14 protein-coding genes are annotated in these 17,642 nt (G+C 74.3%); 10 read left to right on the plus strand and 4 right to left on the minus strand.

Translation table 11 applies throughout. The annotated features are described in order from the left end of the window. Positions 1-7 precede the first annotated feature (7 nt). Together dinB and ACQP10_RS12215 are read left to right on the plus strand one after the other, a co-directional pair. A complete protein-coding gene (gene dinB / locus ACQP10_RS12210) occupies positions 8-1,246 on the plus strand; it encodes a DNA polymerase IV (RefSeq protein ID WP_433541381.1) in 1,239 nt (412 codons plus the stop codon). Positions 1,247-1,393: 147 nt separating this feature from the next. Beyond that, on the plus strand, positions 1,394-1,792 hold the full coding sequence (locus ACQP10_RS12215) for a DUF3040 domain-containing protein (protein WP_346020328.1): 399 nt from the start codon (positions 1,394-1,396) through the stop codon (positions 1,790-1,792). Positions 1,793-1,843: 51 nt separating this feature from the next. On the opposite strand, the gene ACQP10_RS12220 is transcribed toward ACQP10_RS12215, so the two are convergent. The 4 genes from ACQP10_RS12220 to ACQP10_RS12235 all read right to left on the minus strand — a co-directional run bounded on the left by ACQP10_RS12220 (position 1,844) and on the right by ACQP10_RS12235 (position 6,696). Further along, complete coding sequence (locus ACQP10_RS12220) at positions 1,844-2,215, minus strand: hypothetical protein (RefSeq protein WP_433541382.1); 372 nt, start codon at positions 2,213-2,215, stop codon at positions 1,844-1,846. Further along, positions 2,125-4,314 (minus strand): transglutaminaseTgpA domain-containing protein, encoded by a 2,190-nt coding sequence (locus ACQP10_RS12225; RefSeq protein WP_433541383.1) that lies wholly within the window; start codon positions 4,312-4,314, stop codon positions 2,125-2,127. The genes ACQP10_RS12220 and ACQP10_RS12225 overlap by 91 nt, the downstream gene beginning before the upstream one ends. Positions 4,315-4,423: 109 nt before the next feature. Further along, on the minus strand, positions 4,424-5,680 hold the full coding sequence (locus ACQP10_RS12230; protein ID WP_389998102.1) for a DUF58 domain-containing protein: 1,257 nt from the start codon (positions 5,678-5,680) through the stop codon (positions 4,424-4,426). Then, complete coding sequence (locus ACQP10_RS12235; protein ID WP_386151042.1) at positions 5,677-6,696, minus strand: AAA family ATPase; 1,020 nt, start codon at positions 6,694-6,696, stop codon at positions 5,677-5,679. Before ACQP10_RS12235 ends, ACQP10_RS12230 begins: the two co-directional genes overlap by 4 nt. 376 nt (positions 6,697-7,072) lie before the next feature. On the opposite strand from ACQP10_RS12235, the gene mraZ reads away from it, so the two are divergent. The 8 genes from mraZ to murD all read left to right on the plus strand — a co-directional run bounded on the left by mraZ (position 7,073) and on the right by murD (position 17,524). Next, positions 7,073-7,504 carry a division/cell wall cluster transcriptional repressor MraZ gene (mraZ, locus tag ACQP10_RS12240; protein WP_346020324.1) on the plus strand — a complete coding sequence of 144 codons (432 nt, stop codon included), beginning with the start codon at positions 7,073-7,075 and terminating at the stop codon, positions 7,502-7,504. Positions 7,505-7,723: 219 nt separating this feature from the next. Next, the gene (rsmH, locus tag ACQP10_RS12245) at positions 7,724-8,728 is read left to right on the plus strand and encodes a 16S rRNA (cytosine(1402)-N(4))-methyltransferase RsmH (protein WP_346020323.1); all 1,005 of its coding nucleotides are present in this window, start codon (positions 7,724-7,726) and stop codon (positions 8,726-8,728) included. Continuing rightward, positions 8,715-9,371: a hypothetical protein gene (locus ACQP10_RS12250; protein ID WP_433541384.1), complete on the plus strand. Its 657-nt coding sequence runs from the start codon at positions 8,715-8,717 to the stop codon at positions 9,369-9,371. Before rsmH ends, ACQP10_RS12250 begins: the two co-directional genes overlap by 14 nt. Before the next feature lie 958 nt (positions 9,372-10,329). Next, positions 10,330-12,024, plus strand: coding sequence for a peptidoglycan D,D-transpeptidase FtsI family protein (locus ACQP10_RS12255; protein WP_346020321.1), 1,695 nt, complete (start codon positions 10,330-10,332; stop codon positions 12,022-12,024). 40 nt (positions 12,025-12,064) lie between these two features. Continuing rightward, positions 12,065-13,624, plus strand: coding sequence for a UDP-N-acetylmuramoyl-L-alanyl-D-glutamate--2,6-diaminopimelate ligase (locus ACQP10_RS12260; RefSeq protein WP_389998107.1), 1,560 nt, complete (start codon positions 12,065-12,067; stop codon positions 13,622-13,624). Continuing rightward, positions 13,621-15,030 (plus strand): UDP-N-acetylmuramoyl-tripeptide--D-alanyl-D-alanine ligase, encoded by a 1,410-nt coding sequence (locus ACQP10_RS12265; RefSeq protein ID WP_389998110.1) that lies wholly within the window; start codon positions 13,621-13,623, stop codon positions 15,028-15,030. The genes ACQP10_RS12260 and ACQP10_RS12265 overlap by 4 nt, the downstream gene beginning before the upstream one ends. Beyond that, positions 15,027-16,085, plus strand: a complete 1,059-nt coding sequence (gene mraY / locus ACQP10_RS12270) for a phospho-N-acetylmuramoyl-pentapeptide-transferase (RefSeq protein WP_179818413.1) — start codon at positions 15,027-15,029, stop codon at positions 16,083-16,085. The genes ACQP10_RS12265 and mraY overlap by 4 nt, the downstream gene beginning before the upstream one ends. Continuing rightward, entirely contained in the window at positions 16,067-17,524 is a 1,458-nt protein-coding gene (gene murD, locus ACQP10_RS12275; RefSeq protein ID WP_389998114.1) for a UDP-N-acetylmuramoyl-L-alanine--D-glutamate ligase, read from the plus strand. The genes mraY and murD overlap by 19 nt, the downstream gene beginning before the upstream one ends. The last annotated feature ends 118 nt before the right edge of the window (positions 17,525-17,642 follow it).

The following is a 17,642-nucleotide window of genomic DNA, read 5'->3' on the forward strand; positions in this document are numbered from 1 at the left end:
TGGCGGGGTGTCGAGGAAACAGCAGGTGCCACGTCCCGGGCCGGCGCTCGGCACCGACGACACCGGCTGCCCGATCCTGCACGTCGACATGGACGCCTTCTACGCGAGCGTCGAACTGCGCGAGCGCCCCGAGCTGCGCGGCGTCCCCGTCATCATCGGCGACCCCGGCGCGCGGGGCGTGGTGCTCAGCGCGACGTACGAGGCCAGGCGGTTCGGGGTGCACTCGGCGATGCCCATGACCCGGGCCCGCCGGCTCTGCCCCCGGGCGGTGGTCATCCCGCCCAGCCGGCACAAGTACGCGGAGGTCTCCCGCGGCGTCATGGAGATCTTCCGCTCGATCACCCCCGACGTGGAGCCGATCGCCTCCGACGAGGCGTTCCTCGACGTCGGCGGGGCCCGCAAGCGGCTCGGCCGCCCCGCCGTGATCGCCGCGGCGATCCGCGAGCGGGTCGTCCGGGAGCACGGGATCACCTGTTCCGTCGGGGTGGCCGGCAGCAAGTTCGTGGCGAAGCTCGCCTCCCAGCACTGCAAGCCCGACGGCCTGCTGGTGGTGCCCGCCGACGAGGTCGTCAGCTTCCTCCACCCCCTGCCCGTCGCGGCCCTGTGGGGCGTCGGCGAGCGCACCGAGCGCTCCCTGGTACGGCTCGGCATCAAGACGGTCGGCGACCTCGCCCACACCCCGGTCGACGCCCTCCGGCGCGAGCTGGGCCAGGCGGTCGGGACGCACCTGGCCGAGCTGGCCTGGGGGCGCGATCCGCGCCCGGTGCGGGCCGACGTGCCCGACAAGAGCATCGGCGCCGAGGAGACGTTCGCCACAGACGTCGGCGACCCGGTGGAGATCCGCCGAGAGCTGCTGCGTCTGTCGGAGCGGGTCGCGGCCCGGCTGCGCGAGGGCGGCCACGTGGGCCGCACGGTCAGCGTCAAGCTCCGCCGCGCCGACTTCAGCACCATCACCCGGTCGCGGACCCTGCGGGAGCCCACCGACGTCGCCCATGACCTCTACACCGTCGCCTGCGAGCTGTACACCGCCTCTGGCCTGGGCCGGACGCCGCTGCGGCTGGTCGGGGTGCGGGTGGAGAACCTCCGCCCCGCCGCCGAGACGCCCCGGCAGCTCGGGCTGGGGGAGCGGGAGAAGGGCTGGCGGGAGGCGGAGCGGGCCATGGACCGGGCGGCCCGCAGGTTCGGACGAGATGTGGTGCTCCCGGCTTCTCTTGTCCGCCCTCCGTTTGATGAAATAGATCTATGACGTCACCTCCGGTTTGGACTACGTTGGACGTTTTCTTTCGTCTACGTCTACAGCCTCGTATTCTGGGGATAACCGACCGCGAGGTTCGGACACCCCGTGTCGTCCGTCACCGTCTTCCCCGTCCTGGGGCTGTCCTTGGGAGGCGCCGTGCCGCTCTCTGAGCACGAGCAGCGCTTGCTCGACCAGATCGAGCAGGCCCTCTACGCCGAGGACCCGAAGTGGGCCAACACCGTCAGGATCAGTGACCCGCGCAGCCATTACCGGCGCCGCCTGGTGAAAGCCTCCATCGGCTTCGTCCTCGGCATCGCCCTGCTGATGGTCGGCGTCGTGATCAACAAGATCCCCATCGGTGTCGGCGGTTTCGTGGTCATGCTCGCCGCGTGTCTTTGGGGTCTGTCCAGCTGGAAGAGGATGAACGGCTTCGGCGACGCTCCAGGGGCCAAGCCGGGCCGGCAGAGGGGCCGGGCGGGCCACCGCCCGGGGCCCCGGCAGACCTTCATGGAGCGGATGGAGGAACGCTGGCGCCGCCGGCACGATGATCGCTAGGGTCCGTCCGGGCCGCCTCCGTCAGGGAGGCGGCCCGTTCCGATCCGGTGGTCAGACGCGGCCGGTCAGCCGCCCGCCGGTCAGGCCGTCCAGCCTGGCCGTCAGCCGCAGCCGTGCGCCCTCCAGCCGCTCGGTGGCCTCCAGCAGGCGCCCGCCCGTCCGGCGTATCCGCAGGAGCGTGGACGGCGGCAGCAGCACCGCGCGGATCCGCCGGCCCCGCGTCACCCGGGCCGCCAGCGCCCGCCGTACCAGACGCAGGTCCTCCCGCAGCGGGCCGGTCTCGCCGGGGGTCCGGGCGAACATCATCCGCTCCACCAGGGTGGCGATCCTGGTCAGCGCGGCGGTCTCGTCGGCGTCGAACCCGTGCTGCCCGGCCAGCCGCCCGGCCAGCGCGCGGGGGCTCTCGCTCGGCAGCCGGCCCATGCCGTAGTCGCACAGGGCGTCGTCCAGCTCGGCCCAGGCCGCCGAGACCGCCCCTCCGGCGCGCCGCGGCCGGCCCGGACCTCCGCCGCCCCGGCGGGCGCCGGCGCGGACGGGCCGCCGGGCGCCCCGGACGGGTCCCGGGAGAGGGACCTGCGGCGCCGGGAGCGCAACTCCCAGCGGAGCGCCGCCGGCACCAGCGCCACCAGCAGCACGGCCAGCAGGCCGAGGCCGATCCAGGCGGCGACCGGCACCCCCTCGTCCACCGCGACCGGCACCCCGGTGAGGTCGCGCTGCAGCGTCCGGTCGTCGCGGGAGCGGGCCGAGGGGTCGCGCGGCGTGTCCGTGCCGCCCGAACCCGTCTCCGGGGTGGAGTCCGGCCCGTCGGAGTCGCCCGTGTTCACCTGGGGGCGGGTGTAGACGGGCACCGACGCGGTGCCCTGGCCCGCCGACCCGGCGGGGGTGGGCTCGAACCGCAGCCAGCCGGTCCCCTCGAAGTACAGCTCGGGCCAGGCGTGCGAGTCGTGGGCGCGCACCTGCCAGACGCCGGAGACGTTGGTGCCGCCGGTGTAGCCGATGGCGACCCGGGCGGGGATGCCCAGGACCCGGGACAGCACCGCCATCGAGGCGGCGAACTGCTCGCAGTAACCGGTCCGGCTGCGCAGCAGGAAGTCCGCCAGCGCGGAGCCGGTGTGCCCCCGCGTGGCGAGGCTGTAGGTGAAGCCGCCCTCCTTGGTGAAGAACTCCTGGAGCTGGACCGCCTTCTCGTACGGGCCCGCGTCGTCCTTCGTGACCCGCCTGGCCAGCGCGCGGACCTCCCGCGGCAGGTCCGCGGGCAGCCGGAGGTAACGCTCGCCGACCGAGGCGGGCGGGGGCCCGGCCGCCCTGAGCGCCTCGGCGGTGGGGTTGGGCTCGGCGGTGGTGACCCGGTAGGTCATCCCCCTGGCGGTGTCGCTGGTGGAGAACACCATGAGCGTGTCCCGGTCGGGCCGCCAGTCGCCCTCGATGTCGACCCGGCCCGCGGGATACGGCAGCGGCAGGAAGCTCATGCCCCTGACGTCCTCGCTCACCGCGATCGTGGTGGTGGCGCGGGTGACCGGCGTGGCCGGGGCGAGCCCCGGCGGCGCGGGCAGCGGTCCCTCCGAGGTGCGGTCCTCGGGGCGGCCGTGCGGATCCGACATCGTCCACTGCTCGCCGTCGAAGATGTCCAGGGCGTACGTCCGCAGGTAGCGGGACAGGCCGTCGCTGCTCGTGTAGGTCAGCACGGTGGAGTTGTCCGGCAGCGACAGCAGCCCCCGCATGCTGACCATCGGGTTGGAGACGCTGATCGAGTTGCCGCCCCGCCCCCTGCCGTTGCCCACGCCGAAGCCGAACAGCGGATCGGGCTCCAGGGCGGGCAGGAACGCGGGCACCAGGACGGCCAGCGCGACCGCGGCGAAGCCGATGCGCTTGCCCGACATGCGCAGCGTCCCCGCCTCGGCGTCGGACGGTCTCGGCGCGACGAAGGAGGGGGCCCGGCGCACCAGCACGGCCTTGCCCCAGTGGCTGATCCGTTCCCGCCCGTCGGCGGCCAGCAGCCCGAGGTAGCCGGCGGCCGCGATGATGAACGCCAGCCAGTTGATCGGGTCGGCGATCACCGCCGCCGGGACGGTGAACAGCGTCAGCAGCGGCAGCCCGGCCAGCGCGGCCCGGCGCATCCGGACCGCCAGCAGATCGACGACGATCGCGATCAGGCCGACGCCGCCGCAGGTCAGCAGGACGATGCCGGGGTTCGGCGGTACCGGGGCGGCGTAACGCTGGATGTCGGTGAAGCCGGTGGCCAGCAGCCCGCCCAGCGCGCGCACGGACGAGACGGTGGGCACCAGGACGCCCCACGCCTGCTCCCGGGCGAAGGCCGCGGTCAGGAAGATCAGGACGGCCAGCAGCTGGAGCGGCGGCACCAGCCGGTTCGGCAGGGTGTAGCGGCCGGCCAGCAGGCCGGTCCCGGTCACCACCAGGATGACCCCGAGGCTCGACCAGAACCAGGCGCCGCCGGAGAACAGGGGGTAGAGGGCGATCGCGACCGCTCCGGTGGCCACGCCCGCCGCGGCGGTGAGCCTCATACGGCGCCTCCACCGGCTACGAACCGTCGCATACGGTGCGTCCGCCGGTCGCGGACCGCCCGACAAGCCCCGGCGGTGCCTCCGCCGGGTGCGAACCGTCCCTGAAGCCTCATGCGGCACCTCCACTGGTCGCGAACCGCCCGCGCTGCCCGGCCTCCGGCCACACGTCGGCGATCGAGACACCGGACGGCAGGCGCACGACGCGCCAGCCCGCCCCGGCGAGGACGGCCTGCGCCGCCCGGTACTCCTCGTTCGAACCGAGCTCCGGGCGCTCCCACCCGGCCACGTCCAGCAGCACGGCCACCCCGGTCATGTTGCCGTGCCTGAGCCGGGCCAGGGCCTCGGCCTGCTCCACGTCGATCCCGCCGAGCACGGCCACCACCAGGCCGTCGCCGCCGCCCTGCCGCAGCGCGCCCACGCCGTACTCCAGCGAGCGGGCGGAGCCGGTGCGCACCACGGCCAGGGCGTCCAGCAGCGACCAGCTCGCCCCGACGTCGTCCAGGTGCTGGGCGCCCTGGTCGGTGACCAGCCGCAGGCCCAGCCCCTCGCGGGCGAGGTGGACCCCGATGGACGCCGCGACCGAGACCGCCACCTCGAACGACGAGCGGGGGCCCTCGCCGCGGTGCGCGTACCTGCGGGTGTCCAGCAGGAGCGCGCCGCGGCTCTGCCACTGCTGCTCCTCGCGCCGCACCATCAGCTCGCCGTACCGGGCGGTCGAGCGCCAGTGCACCCGCCGCAGGTCGTCGCCCTGCCGGTACTCGCGGGGCGCGACGTCGTCGTCGCCCGCCGCGGCGACGCTCCTGGTACGGCTCTCGCCCCCGCCGCTCCACTCGCCGGAGAGGCGGACGTGCGGCAGCGCCACCACCCGTGGGGTCACCACGAGGGTGTCGCTGATGGTGAACGACCTGGTCAGCTCCACCAGGCCGAACGGGTCGCTGATCCGGACCGTCAGCGGCCCGATGGGGAAGCGGCCGCGCAGGTCGGACCGCACCCGGTAGTCGATCTCCCGGATGCCGCGCGACTCGACCCGGTCCAGGATGAACCTGGGCCGGGCCCCGAGTGCGTAGGGGACGGTGTCCTCGATCAGCAGCAGGCCGGTCGGCAACCGGGTGATGTTCTCCAGGCGGAGCGTCACGGTGGCGTCGGTGCCGGTCTCGGTCCTGGGCGGGTCCAGCCGCCGCGCGCAGCTCAGCCGGTAGCGGGTGCGGGCCACCACCACGGCCGCCAGCAGCGGCAGGGCGGCGATCAGCACGCCGATCCTGAGCAGGTCCTGCTCCCCGAGGGCGACGGCGCACAGCATCGCCGCGAGGCCGGAGGCGATGAACGACCGGCCGCGCGACGTCAGAGCCCTGAGTCCCGAGGTCACTTGGCCGGGGCCTCGGGGACGGGCACCCGCCGGACCAGCTCGGCCACCACCTGCTCGGGCATCCGGCGCTGGCCCTGGGCCTCGACGCTGGGCAGCAGCCGGTGAGCGAGCACGGGGACGCTCAGCTCCTGGAGGTCGTCGGGGATGACGTAGTCGCGGCCGGAGAGCGCGGCGTGCGCCCGGGCGGCCCGGACCAGCTGCAGGGTCGACCGGGGGGAGGCGCCCAGCCGCAGGTCGGGGGAGGTGCGGGTGGCGGTCACCAGGTCGACGGCGTACTTCTTGACCGACTGGGAGACGTAGACGGCGCGCACCGCGTCGATCAGCGCCCGCACCTCGGCGGTGGTCGCCACCGGCTCCAGCTTGTCCAGCGGGGAGGCGGCGCCGTGCACGTCGAGCATCTCCAGCTCGGCGCTCGCCTCGGGGTAGCCCATCGCGATCCGGGCGGTGAAGCGGTCGCGCTGCGCCTCGGGAAGGGGATAGGTGCCCTCCATCTCGATGGGGTTCTGGGTGGCGATCACCATGAAGGGACCGTCCAGCACGTAGGTCGAGCCGTCCACGGTGACCTGGCGCTCCTCCATGCACTCCAGCAGCGCCGACTGGGTCTTCGGCGAGGCCCGGTTGATCTCGTCGCCCACCACGATGTTGGCGAACACCGGTCCGGGCTTGAACTCGAACTCCCTGGTCTGCTGGTTGTAGGCGCTGACGCCGGTGATGTCGCTGGGCAGCAGGTCGGGGGTGAACTGGATCCGGCGCACCGGGCAGTCGATGGACCGCGCCAACGCCTTGGCGAGCATGGTCTTGCCGACTCCCGGCACGTCCTCGATGAGCAGATGGCCTTCGGCGAGGAGAACGGTGAGGGTGAGGCGGACGACGTCGCCTTTGCCCTCGATCACCGACTCGATCGCCTGGTGGATCCGCTGGGCCGTGACCACCAGCTCGTCGAGCCGGGGAGGGACGTCATGGGTTACTGCCACCAGGCCTCCATGAGGGTGCGGCGGTTTTGCGCCGGGGGTCATATTTCGGGGCTTTTAGCGCCCCTTTTCATTGTGGGTACCGACATTACGATGTCGGAAGTTCCCCGGCGACCCAATGTGGGCATGAAACCTCATTTCGGGCTCTCGGCCGCGCCGGGTCCGCGGCGGATCCCCGCCGGTCCGCCGATTTCATGATCGTTCGGCCATGGGTCGTCTTCCCGACACGCCCGTGACGTGCCGGGGCCGCCCACCCCCTCCACTCCGCTCCACCCCTCCTGACCTGGGATTTCTTCACCGAAGTCGATCGCCGGGAGATGCGGAATCAGTTGACGGTGGAGAGAAGTGGAGTATGGTGGTGCGCAGTGGAGAGCAGGGACGAAAGTGGTCTGCCCTCCGCAAGGCACGGGAGGTGGGGCCGGTGTTCCTCGGCACTCACCATCCGCGCCTCGATGACAAGGGACGGCTGTTCCTGCCGGCGAAGTACCGCGAGGAGCTGGCGGAGGGTCTGGTGATCACCAAAGGCCAGGAGCGCTGCCTCTACGTCTTTCCCGTAGAGGAGTTCAGGCGCATCACCGAGGCTCTGCGCACCGCGCCGGTGACCGCCAAGGCGGTCCGCGACTACAGCCGTGTCCTCTTCGCCAGCGCGTCCGACGAGGTCGCCGACAAGCAGGGCCGGATCACCGTCCCGCAGTCCCTGCGCGAGTACGCCGGCCTGAGCCGCGACTGCGCGGTCATCGGCGCCAACACCCGCCTGGAGATCTGGGCCTCGGGTGCCTGGGACGCCTATCTGGCCGAGCAGGAGCAGGCCTTTTCCGACCTGTCGGAGGAGGTGCTGCCAGGGATCTTGTGACTCCACGGTCGACTCATCGGTGAGAAAGTCGTTCGGCGAGGTCTCCACCCGCAACCACGCGCCCGTCAGCTGATGCACCTTCCCCGGTGTCAGGTGACGGGCCGGCACGCGGGTGCGGATGGGGACCTGGCCGGGCGGCCCGTGGTGGGGGCCAGCAGGAACACCGGTGAGCGTCGCCGCACATCCGCGAGCGATGCGGCAAGAGGGGGTTTGCGCTTCATGCGCGCTGACAACGACATGTCCGATCTTCCGGGCCCGGGCGCGGCTCCGGGCGGCCACGTGCCCGTGATGCTCGATCGCGTGCTCGAACTGCTGGCCCCCGCGCTGGCGGGTCCGGACCCGGTGGCGGTCGACGCCAATCTCGGCCTCGGCGGCCACGCCGAGGCGCTGCTGGCCGCCCACCCCTCGCTGCATCTGGTCGGCATCGACCGCGACCCCGCCGCCATCGAGCGCTCCACCGCCCGGCTGGCGCCGTACGCCGACCGGATCACCCTGGTCCGCGCGGTCTCCGACGAACTGCCCGAGGTGCTGGCCCGGCTGGGCCGGCCCCGGGTCGACGCCGTCCTGTTCGACCTGGGCGTCTCCTCGCCCCAGCTCGACGAGGCCGAGCGGGGCTTCGCCTACTCCTACGACGCGCCCCTGGACATGCGGATGGACCCCGACCAGGAGCTGACGGCCGAGGTGGTCGTCAACACGTACCCGGCCGCCGAGCTCATCCGGATCCTGCGGGATTACGGCGAAGAGCGATTCGCCCCGCGTGTCGCGCGCCTAATCATCAAAGAAAGGGGCAACGAGGCCATAACGTCTACCAAGCGGCTCGCGGAGATCGTCCGTACGGCGATCCCCGCCGCCACGCGACGGACCGGGGGCAACCCGGCCAAGAGAACATTCCAGGCGTTGAGGATCGAGGTGAACGCGGAGTTGACGGCGCTGGAACGTGCGCTCCCCGCGGCGCTCGACGCCCTGACGCTTGGCGGGCGCGTGGTGGTGCTCGCCTACCACTCCCTTGAGGACCGGCTGACCAAGCAGGTCCTGGCGGCCCGGACCAGGGACACCAGCCCTCCCGGGCTGCCGGTCCCGCTGCCGGCCCACCAGCCGCGGTTCGCGCTGCTGACGAGGGGTGCCGAACTCCCGAGCGAAGAGGAGGTGGCCCGCAACCCGCGGGCGGCCTCCGCCCGGTGCCGGGCTGCAGAGAGGATCCGTGAGGCAGTTGACGAGGAGTGACACAGACGTCCGCGCCGCGCCGGGCCGCGCCGCGCGGCCTGGGCGCGTCTCCCGCGCCGTGCCGCGGGGACGCGGGGCCGCCGCGCCCGCCAAGCCCGCGCCCGCCCCGAGTCGGCCCGTCGAACCCGCCAAGCCCGCTCAGGGCCGGTCCGCCGCGCCCGCCAAGCCCGCGCCCGTCAAGCCCGTCAAGCCCGCCGCGCCCGTCAAGGCCGCGCCCGCCAAGCGCGCGCCGAGCAGGTCCGCGCCGAGCAGGTCCGCGCCGAGCAGATCCGCCGCCCGGCCCTCCGCCGCCCGTACGGCACGGCCGCCCCGGCAGGGCAGGCCGCCGCGCGCTCCCTTCGTGCTGCTCGTGGTGGGCCTCCTCTGCGGCGGGCTGGTCAGCCTGCTTCTGCTGAACGTCGTCCTCGCCCAGGACTCCTACCGGCTCAACGAACTGCGCGACGGCATCAGCAGGCTCCAACTGCAGAAGGCGGACCGCGAGAACGAGAACGCCCGGCTCGGCATGCCCGAAGAGCTCGCCAAGCGAGCCGGGCTGCAGGGCCTGGACCGCGACTGGGACAGCATGCGCACGATCGACAGCCGGCCCGCCGGCCAGGGCCAGGCGCCCGTCACGCGCGAGCGGGTGGAGGGCACGGGCAGGTGAGGGAGACCGGCGGGCGGGGCTCCGGCCCGGGCCGCGGCGGCTCCGGCGGCCCCGCCGGAGGATCCGGCCGCCGGGTCCCGAAGGGGCCGGGCCGGCCCGGCAGACCGGGCGGCCCGGACGCCTCCAAGGGGACGTCCGGCCGGGGCGGCCCCGAGCAGGAAGGCCCCGCCGGCCGGGGAGGGTCCTCCCCGGCCGGCGGGCAGCCGTCCCCGGAGGGCTCCGGCCGGCGCCCGGACGCCTCCGGGCGCTCCGGCGGGCCCCGGCGCGCCGGGGGATCCGGGCGCCGCGAGGAGACCGGCGGGGCGGGCGGGTCCTCCCGCGGCCGGTCGCCCGGCAAGCCCGCGCGCCCCGAGGGCTCATCCGGCCGTTCCCCGCGCCCGGAGTCCGCGTCCGGGCGGCCCTCCCGCGCGGAGGGAGCCGGGGGCCGGGGCGCCCGCTCCGGCGGCGCGGGCGGATCCGCCTCCGCCGGCCGGAACGGCGGCTCCGCCGTACCGCCGGGCAGGCCCCGCGCCGGGTCGCCGGCCCGGGACGCCCGCGACACCGGGGACGGCCCCGTCCGCGGCGGGCGGCCCGGATCCGCCTCCGCGAAGCCCCCGGCCGCCAGGACCGGTCCGGCCTCCGGGAAGCCCCCGCCCCTCCGAAGTCCTCCGCCTCCGCGAAGCACCCGGCCTCCGGCCGGCCCGCGACCGGCAGGCCCGGCCCCGCCGGCGCGGCGGGCAGGCCCGGTCGTCCGCCGGGGCCCGAGGCACCCCGCAGGCCGGGCCGCTCCCCGCGCCCCGAGGAGCCGGCGGGTCCCGCGGGCCGGCCGCGCGTCCGTCCGGCCGGCGACCAGGCGCGCCCGCCCCGGCCCGCCCCGGCGACCGGCGGGAACGGAGGCGGCGGCAGGCCGCCCGCGCGCCCGCCCGCGACGCTGCGCCTGGGCAACCCCGGCCGGCGGATCAGCGTCGGCCTGATCGCGATGACCTTCGTGCTGTCCATCTTCGCCGGGCGGCTCATCCAGCTCCAGGGCCTCGACTCCAAGGTCTACGCCGCCGAGGCGGCCAAGCAGCGGGTCCAGGGCGAGAAACTGACCGCCCGTCGCGGCTCCATCACCGACGCGGCCGGGCACGAGCTCGCGCTGACCCGGGAGGCGCGCGAGGTCTACGTCGACCCCTCCGAGGTCAAACCGGCCGTGCGCGACCAGATGGCCACCTTCCTCGCCACGGAGCTGGGCCAGCCCAAGCAGGACATCGCGACCAAGCTCGCCGTACCCGGCAGCCGCTACCAGAAGCTGGCCTCCGCCGTGGAGCCGTCCGTGGCCGGGCGGATCATGCAGGGGGCGTCGAAGCTCAAGTTCAAAGGACTCGGCACCCGGAGCCGGTACGTGCGCGACTACCCCGGCGGCGACCTCGCCGGGACCCTCCTCGGCTTCGTCGGCGACGACGGGAACGGCCTGAGCGGGCTGGAGAGCACCTACGACACCCTGCTCGCCGGCCGCGACGGCGAGCAGATCATCGAGACCGGCCGCGCCGGGCAGCGCATCCCGATGACCCGCAGCACGGTCAAGGCGCCCGTCGAGGGCAGGGACGTCCGGCTCACCATCGACCGCGACATCCAGTGGGCCGCCCAGCAGGCGATCGCCGAGGAGGTGAAGGCCACCGGCGCCCGCACCGGCAGCGTCATCGTGATGGACGCCCGCGACGGCCGCGTGTACGCCATGGCCAACGCCCCCGAGCTCGACCTGAACGACTGGCGGCGGACCTCACCCGAGAACTGGGTGAACCGCGCCGTGACCGACGTGTTCGAGCCGGGCAGCACCAACAAGGTCATCACCGCGGCGGCCGCCCTGGAGTCGGGCGCGCTGCGGCCGGACACCGCCATGCGGGTCCCGGACAACATCCGGTGCGCCGACCAGGTGCTGCGCGACTCCCACCCGCACCCCGTGGAGCGGCTGACCTTCTCCGGCGTGGTCGCGACCTCCAGCAACGTCGGGACGATCATGGCCGCGCAGAAGATCGGCGACCAGCGGCTGTACGAGATGATGCGGCGCTTCGGGTTCGGCGCCAAGCCGGGCAGCGGCCTGTACCGCGAGGAGGGCGGCCTGCTGCCCGACTGGCGGAACTGGTCGGGCAGCCAGCGCTGCACCATCGCCTACGGCCAGGGCGTCTCGGTCACCGCGCTGCAGACGGCCAGCGTCTACCAGACCATCGCCAACGGCGGCGTGCGCGTCACCCCGACGATCGTGGCCGGCACCACCGACGAGCGGGGCGCGTTCACCCAGGCCGCGCCCGCCGCGCGGACCCGGGTGATCAGCGAGCGCACCGCCAGGGACGTCGCCGGGATGCTGGAGGCCGCGGTCGGCGCCGAGGGCACCGGCAACCTGGCCGCCATCGACGGCTACCGGGTGGCGGGCAAGACCGGCACCGCGATGCGCTACGACGCCGAGTGCCAGGGATACTGCGGGTACACCTCGACGTTCGTCGGCTTCGCCCCGGCGGACGCCCCACGCCTGGTGGTCCTGGCGGTCGTGCAAGATCCTCAGAAAGCCCACTACGGTGGAGAGGTCGCAGCCCCGGTATTCAAGAAAGTGATGACGTTCGCGTTGAAGAGCCAGAAGATCCCGCCCACCGCGACCAGGCCGTCGGCCTCGGTGCCGATCCGCACCGGCCGCTGACGAGGGAAGGTACGCTCTCGCCGTGCGTCCCCCGTCGTCCATGCGACCCTCAACCAGTTCGCCCCGGCCGCTGTCGGGGCTGGCGAGCCTGCTCGGCGCGCCCTCCGGCACGTCGCGGGCGCCGCTCGCCGCGGTGTCCGGGGTCACCATCGACTCCCGCCGGGTCCGGCGCGGAGACCTCTACGTCGCGCTGCCGGGCGCCACGGCCCACGGCGCCGACTTCTGCGCCCAGGCCCTCGCCGCCGGCGCCGCCGCGGTCCTGACCGACCAGGCGGGCCGGGAGGCGGCGGTCGCGACCGGCCTGCCGGTCCTCGTCGTGCCCGACCCGCGCGCCGTGCTCGGCCAGGTCTCCTCCTGGGTGTACGGCGCGCCCGCCGCCGCCATCACGCTCATCGGCGTCACCGGCACCAGCGGCAAGTCCACCAGCACCTTCCTGCTGGAGGCCGGGCTGCGGGCCGCCGGGCACACCACCGGCCTCGTCGGCGGCGTGGAGATCCGCGCCGGCGACCTGCGCTTCGAGTCCACACTGACCACCCCGGAGGCCAGCGACCTGCAGGGCCTGTTCGCCCTCATGCGCGAGCGGGGCGTCACCGCCGCCGCGATGGAGGTCTCCAGTCACGCGCTGGCCCTCGGCCGCGTCGACGGGATCCTCTACGACGTCGCGCTGTTCACCAACCTGTCGCAGGACCACCTCGACTTCCACCGCGACCTCGACGACTACTTCGCCGCCAAGGCCCGGCTGTTCACCCCCGAGATGAGCCGCGCCGGGGTCGTCAACATCGACGACGCCCACGGCCGCGAGCTCCTCGGCACGGCGAAGATCCCGATGACCACCTTCTCCGCCCAGGGGGCCGCGGAGGCCGACTGGCGCGCCACAGACGTGCGCCTGAGCGGCGACGGCAGCTCCTTCCGCGTGGTGGGCCCCGGCGGCGTCGAGGAGGACGCCACGGTGGCGCTGCCCGGCCCGTTCAACGTCGCCAACGCCCTCGGCGCGATCGTCGCCCTGGTGGAGGCGGGGGTGCCGCTGCGCGCCGCCGCGGCCGGGATCGGCACGCTGGCCGGGGTGCCCGGCCGGATGGAGCGGGTGCCGGGCGCCGACGGCTTCGAGGCCATCGTGGACTACTCCCACAAGCCCGGGGCCGTGGAGTCGGTGCTGCGCTCGCTGCGCGAGGTCACCGAGGGCCGGCTGACCGTGGTGCTGGGCTGCGGCGGCGACCGCGACCGCGGCAAACGCCCCATGATGGGCGCCGCCGCCGCCCGGCTGGCCGATGTGGCCATTCTCACCAGCGACAACCCCCGCTCGGAGGACCCTCTGCGGATCCTGGCCGAGATGATGGACGGGATCCTCGGCGTGTCTCCGGAGGAGCGGGCTCATGTGATCATTGAGCCGGACCGGGCCGCGGCCATCGATCTGGCGATCGGCCGCGCGGGTCCCGGCGACGTGGTCGTCGTGGCCGGCAAGGGGCACGAGCAGGGCCAGTACGTCGGCGACCGGGTCCTCCCGTTCGATGACAGGCAAGTGGTGGCCGACGCGATCGGCAGACGGCGGAGCCGTACCGGGCGCCAGGCGTGTATGGAGAGTAAGGAAGCCTCATCATGATCCCGTTGCCGCTGGGCAGGATCGCCGAGATCACCTCGGGCGCCCTCGCGGGCATGGCCGACCCCCGCGCGGTCGTACGCGGCCCGGTCGTCGTGGACTCCCGGGCCGTCGAGCCGGGGTCGCTGTTCGTCGCCGTCAAGGGCGGGCGGGCCGACGGGCACGACTTCGCCGCGGCCGCCGCGGAGGCGGGCGCCGTAGCCGTGCTGGCCTCCCGGCCCGTCGAGGCCCCCGCGGTCATCGTCGGCGACGTCGTGGGAGCCCTGGCCGACCTGGCCACGGCGGTCTGCGCCGGGCTGCCGGCGGCCACGGTCATCGGTGTGACGGGCTCGGCGGGCAAGACCACCACCAAGGACCTGCTGGCCCGCCTCACCGCGCGGATCGGCCCCACGGTCGCGCCGGTCGGCTCGTACAACAACGAGATCGGCCACCCCCTGACGGTGCTGCGGGCCGACGAGAGCACCCGCTACCTGGTGCTGGAGCTCAGTGCCCGGGGGGTCGGGCACATCGCCCACCTCGCCAGGATCGCCCCGCCGAAGATCGGCGTGGTCCTCAACGTCGGCAGCGCGCACATCGGGGTCTTCGGCGGCCGGGACGCCATCGCCAAGGCCAAGGGCGAGCTGGTCGAGGCGCTGCCCGCCGACGGCGTCGCCGTACTGAACGCCGACGACCCGCTGGTGGCCGCGATGGCCGACCGGACCCGCGCCCGGGTCACCTGGTACGGCCGCGGCGAGACCGCCGCGGTGCGGGCCGAGGGCGTCACCCTCGACGGGCGCGGACGCGCCTCCTTCACGCTGCGCACCCCCTCCGGGGCCGCGCCGGTCTCCCTGCGCCTGTACGGCGAGCACGCCGTGGACAACGCGCTCGCCGCGGCCGCCGCCGCCTACGAGCTGGGACTTCCGGTCGCCACCATCGCCGAGGAGCTGTCGGAGGCCGAGCCCCGCAGCCGCTGGCGGATGGAGGTCACCGACCGGGCGGACGGCGTCACCGTCATCAACGACGCCTACAACGCCAACCCCGAGTCCATGCGCGCCGCGTTCGGCGCCCTCGGGGCCATCGCCGGGGGCCGGCGCCGCCTCGCGGTCATCTCCTCCCCGAGCGAGCTGGGCGAGCACGGCGCCGAGCTGAACGAGGGCGTGGGCCGGACGGCCGCCGCCGCGGGCCTCGAAGCCCTGTTCGTCGTCGGCGCCGACGCCGGGCCCGTCCTGGCCGGGGCAGAGGCCGCCGCCGCGGAGGCCCGCGCCGCGGGCGGGCACGTCCCCCGGATAACGCACGTCCCCGACGTCGAGACGGCCGTCGCCGAGCTCTCGGCGCTCCTCGCGCCCGGCGACGTGGTGCTGGTCAAGGGCTCGCGCGTGGCCGGCCTGGAGCGGGTGGCCGAGGCCCTGCTCGGGGGTGAACGCCGATGAGGGAGATCCTCATCGCGGCGGCGGTCAGCCTGCTGCTGTCCATGTTCGGCACGCCGCTGGCGATCCGCCTGTTCTCCCGGCGCGGCTACGGCCAGAGCATCCGGGAGGAGGGACCCTCCGGCCACCACGACAAGCGCGGCACCCCCACCATGGGCGGCACCGTGATCGTGATCGCGGCGCTGATCGGGTTCGCCTGCGCCCACCTGGTCGCCTGGACCCAGCCCACCGTCTCGGCGCTGCTGGTGCTGTTCCTGATGACCGGCCTGGGCATGGTCGGCTTCCTCGACGACTTCATCAAGATCTACAAGCAGCGCAGCCTGGGCCTGCGCAGCGGCGCCAAGGCGCTGGGCCAGCTCATCGTCGGCGCGGTCTTCGCGGTCCTGGTGACCCGCTTCCCCAACGCCTACCTCATCACCCCCGCCGAGACCCGGCTGTCGTTCCTGCGGGACTTCGGTCCCTCCATCGGCATCATCGGGTTCACGATCTGGGTGCTCATCATGATCGTGGGCTTCTCCAACGCGGTGAACCTCACCGACGGCCTCGACGGCCTGGCCAGCGGCGCGACCGGCGTGGTGCTCGCCTCCTACGTGCTGATCGGCAACTGGCAGCTGCGCAACAGCTGCACCGTCCAGCTCAGCCCCAACTGTTACTGGGTCCGCGACCCGCTCGACCTGGCCGTGGTCGCCGCCGCCGTGCTCGGCGCGCTGGTCGGCTTCCTGTGGTGGAACGCCCCGCCCGCCAAGATCTTCATGGGCGACACCGGCTCGCTGGCCCTGGGCGGCGTGATCGCCGGCCTGGCCATCACCACCCGCACCCAGGGCCTGCTCATCATCCTCGCCGGCATGTGCGTGGTCATCACGATGTCGGTGATCATCCAGGTCGGGTTCTTCAAGATGACCGGTAAACGGGTCTTCCGGATGGCGCCGCTCCAGCACCACTTCGAGTTGTCGGGCTGGGCCGAGACGACCATCGTGGTCCGCTTCTGGCTGATCGCCGCCCTGTGCGCCGCCGCCGGCCTCGGGCTGTTCTACGTCGAATGGATGCCCAAGCCGTGACGGCCGCGGATCCCACCGGCATCGGGGGCGCCGGGGACATCGGGGGTGCCGGGGGCACGGTCGTCGTCGCCGGGCTCGGCGTCTCCGGGACCGCCGCCGCCCGCGTGCTGGCCGGGCGGGGCGCGAAGGTCGTCGTCCTGGAGGGCCGCGACGGCGAGCAGGCCAGGGCCGCCGCGGCGGAGCTGGCCGGGCTGGGGGTCGAGGTCCGGTTCGGCGAGCCCGCCGGGGTGCCCGCCGGCGCCTCCCTGGTCGTCACCACCGGCTGGCCGCCGCACCATCCCGTGATGGCCGCCGCCGCGGCGGCCGGGATCGAGGTGATCAGCGAGGTCGAGCTCGGCTGGCGGCTGCGCCCGGCCGGCGCGGCGCCGTGGCTCGCGCTGACCGGCACCAACGGCAAGACCACCGTGGTACGGATGCTCGCAGCCATGCTGGCCGCCGCCGGGCACCGCGCGCTCGCCGCCGGGAACGTCGGCACCCCCGTCGTGGAGGCCGTCGGCGGGCCCTGGGACGTGCTGGCCGTGGAGCTGTCCAGCTTCCAGCTGCACCGCTCGCCCAGCCTGGCCCCGCACACCGCCGCCGTGCTCAACGTGGCGCCCGACCACCTCGACTGGCACGGTTCCCTGGAGGCGTACGCCCGGGACAAGGGGCGGATCTTCGAGCGGGCCGGCACGGTGGTCTGCAACGCCGACGACGAGTGGCCGGCCCGCCTGGCCGAGCCGTACGCCGGCGGGGCCGCCCGCGTCGTCGGCTTCACGCTCGACGTGCCGCGGCCCGGACAGGTCGGCGTGGTCGAGGACCTGCTGGTGGACCGGGCGTTCACCGCCGACCCGCGGCGCGAGGCGGCCGAGCTGGCGGGCTTCGCCGACATCCGGCCGTTCGCGCCGCACAACGTCGCCAACGCGCTCGCCGCCGCGACCATGGCCCGCTCCTACGGGGTGCCCCCGGAGGCCGTACGACAGGGCCTGGCCGACTTCGTCCCCGACCCGCACCGCATCGCGCACGTCGCGACCGTGGACGGCGTCGACTACGTCGACGACTCCAAGGCGACCAACCCGCACGCCGCCGCCGCCTCGCTCGCCGCCTACCCCTCGATCGTCTGGGTCGCCGGCGGACAGCTCAAGGGCGCCGACGTCGACGACCTGGTACGGCGGGCCGCGCCGCGGCTGCGCGGCGCGGTGCTGCTGGGCGCCGACCGCGAACGGATCCGGCAGGCTCTGGCGCGACACGCCGAGAATGTCCCGGTGGTGGAGGTGGCGGGGCAAGACACTGGGGTCATGGATCGCGTCGTCACCGAAGCCGCCCGGCTAGCCACCCCCGGGGACACCGTGCTGCTCGCCCCCGCGGGGGCCTCCCTCGACATGTTCCCGAACTACGGCGCCCGCGGGGCCGCGTTCGCCAGGGCCGTCCTGGAGCGGCTGAACGGGCCGCGAGGGTCCTGAGAGCGCATGAGACCACACCCTCAAGGTCCTCGCGACGCTCGCCCGGCGGATGGCGATCCGCTCGTATCGGTCCAGGGCCGGGGCGAAGGCGAAGCCCTGACCGGGTGCCGGGTCGTGG

This window comes from Streptosporangium sandarakinum (genome assembly GCF_050942225.1).
In the GTDB taxonomy this organism is placed as follows: Bacteria; Actinomycetota; Actinomycetes; order Streptosporangiales; family Streptosporangiaceae; genus Streptosporangium; species Streptosporangium nondiastaticum.

Coding starts and splice junctions, on each gene's coding strand:
- ACQP10_RS12220 (WP_433541382.1), bottom strand. CDS start 2,215: ATGGGCCGGCTGCCGAGCGAGAGCCCCCGCGCGCTGGCCGGGCGGCTG.
- ACQP10_RS12225 (WP_433541383.1), bottom strand. CDS start 4,314: ATGAGGCTCACCGCCGCGGCGGGCGTGGCCACCGGAGCGGTCGCGATC.
- ACQP10_RS12235 (WP_386151042.1), bottom strand. CDS start 6,696: ATGACCCCCGGCGCAAAACCGCCGCACCCTCATGGAGGCCTGGTGGCA.
- rsmH (WP_346020323.1), top strand. CDS start 7,724: ATGCGCGCTGACAACGACATGTCCGATCTTCCGGGCCCGGGCGCGGCT.
- ACQP10_RS12255 (WP_346020321.1), top strand. CDS start 10,330: ATGACCTTCGTGCTGTCCATCTTCGCCGGGCGGCTCATCCAGCTCCAG.
- ACQP10_RS12260 (WP_389998107.1), top strand. CDS start 12,065: ATGCGACCCTCAACCAGTTCGCCCCGGCCGCTGTCGGGGCTGGCGAGC.
- ACQP10_RS12265 (WP_389998110.1), top strand. CDS start 13,621: ATGATCCCGTTGCCGCTGGGCAGGATCGCCGAGATCACCTCGGGCGCC.
- mraY (WP_179818413.1), top strand. CDS start 15,027: ATGAGGGAGATCCTCATCGCGGCGGCGGTCAGCCTGCTGCTGTCCATG.
- murD (WP_389998114.1), top strand. CDS start 16,067: ATGGATGCCCAAGCCGTGACGGCCGCGGATCCCACCGGCATCGGGGGC.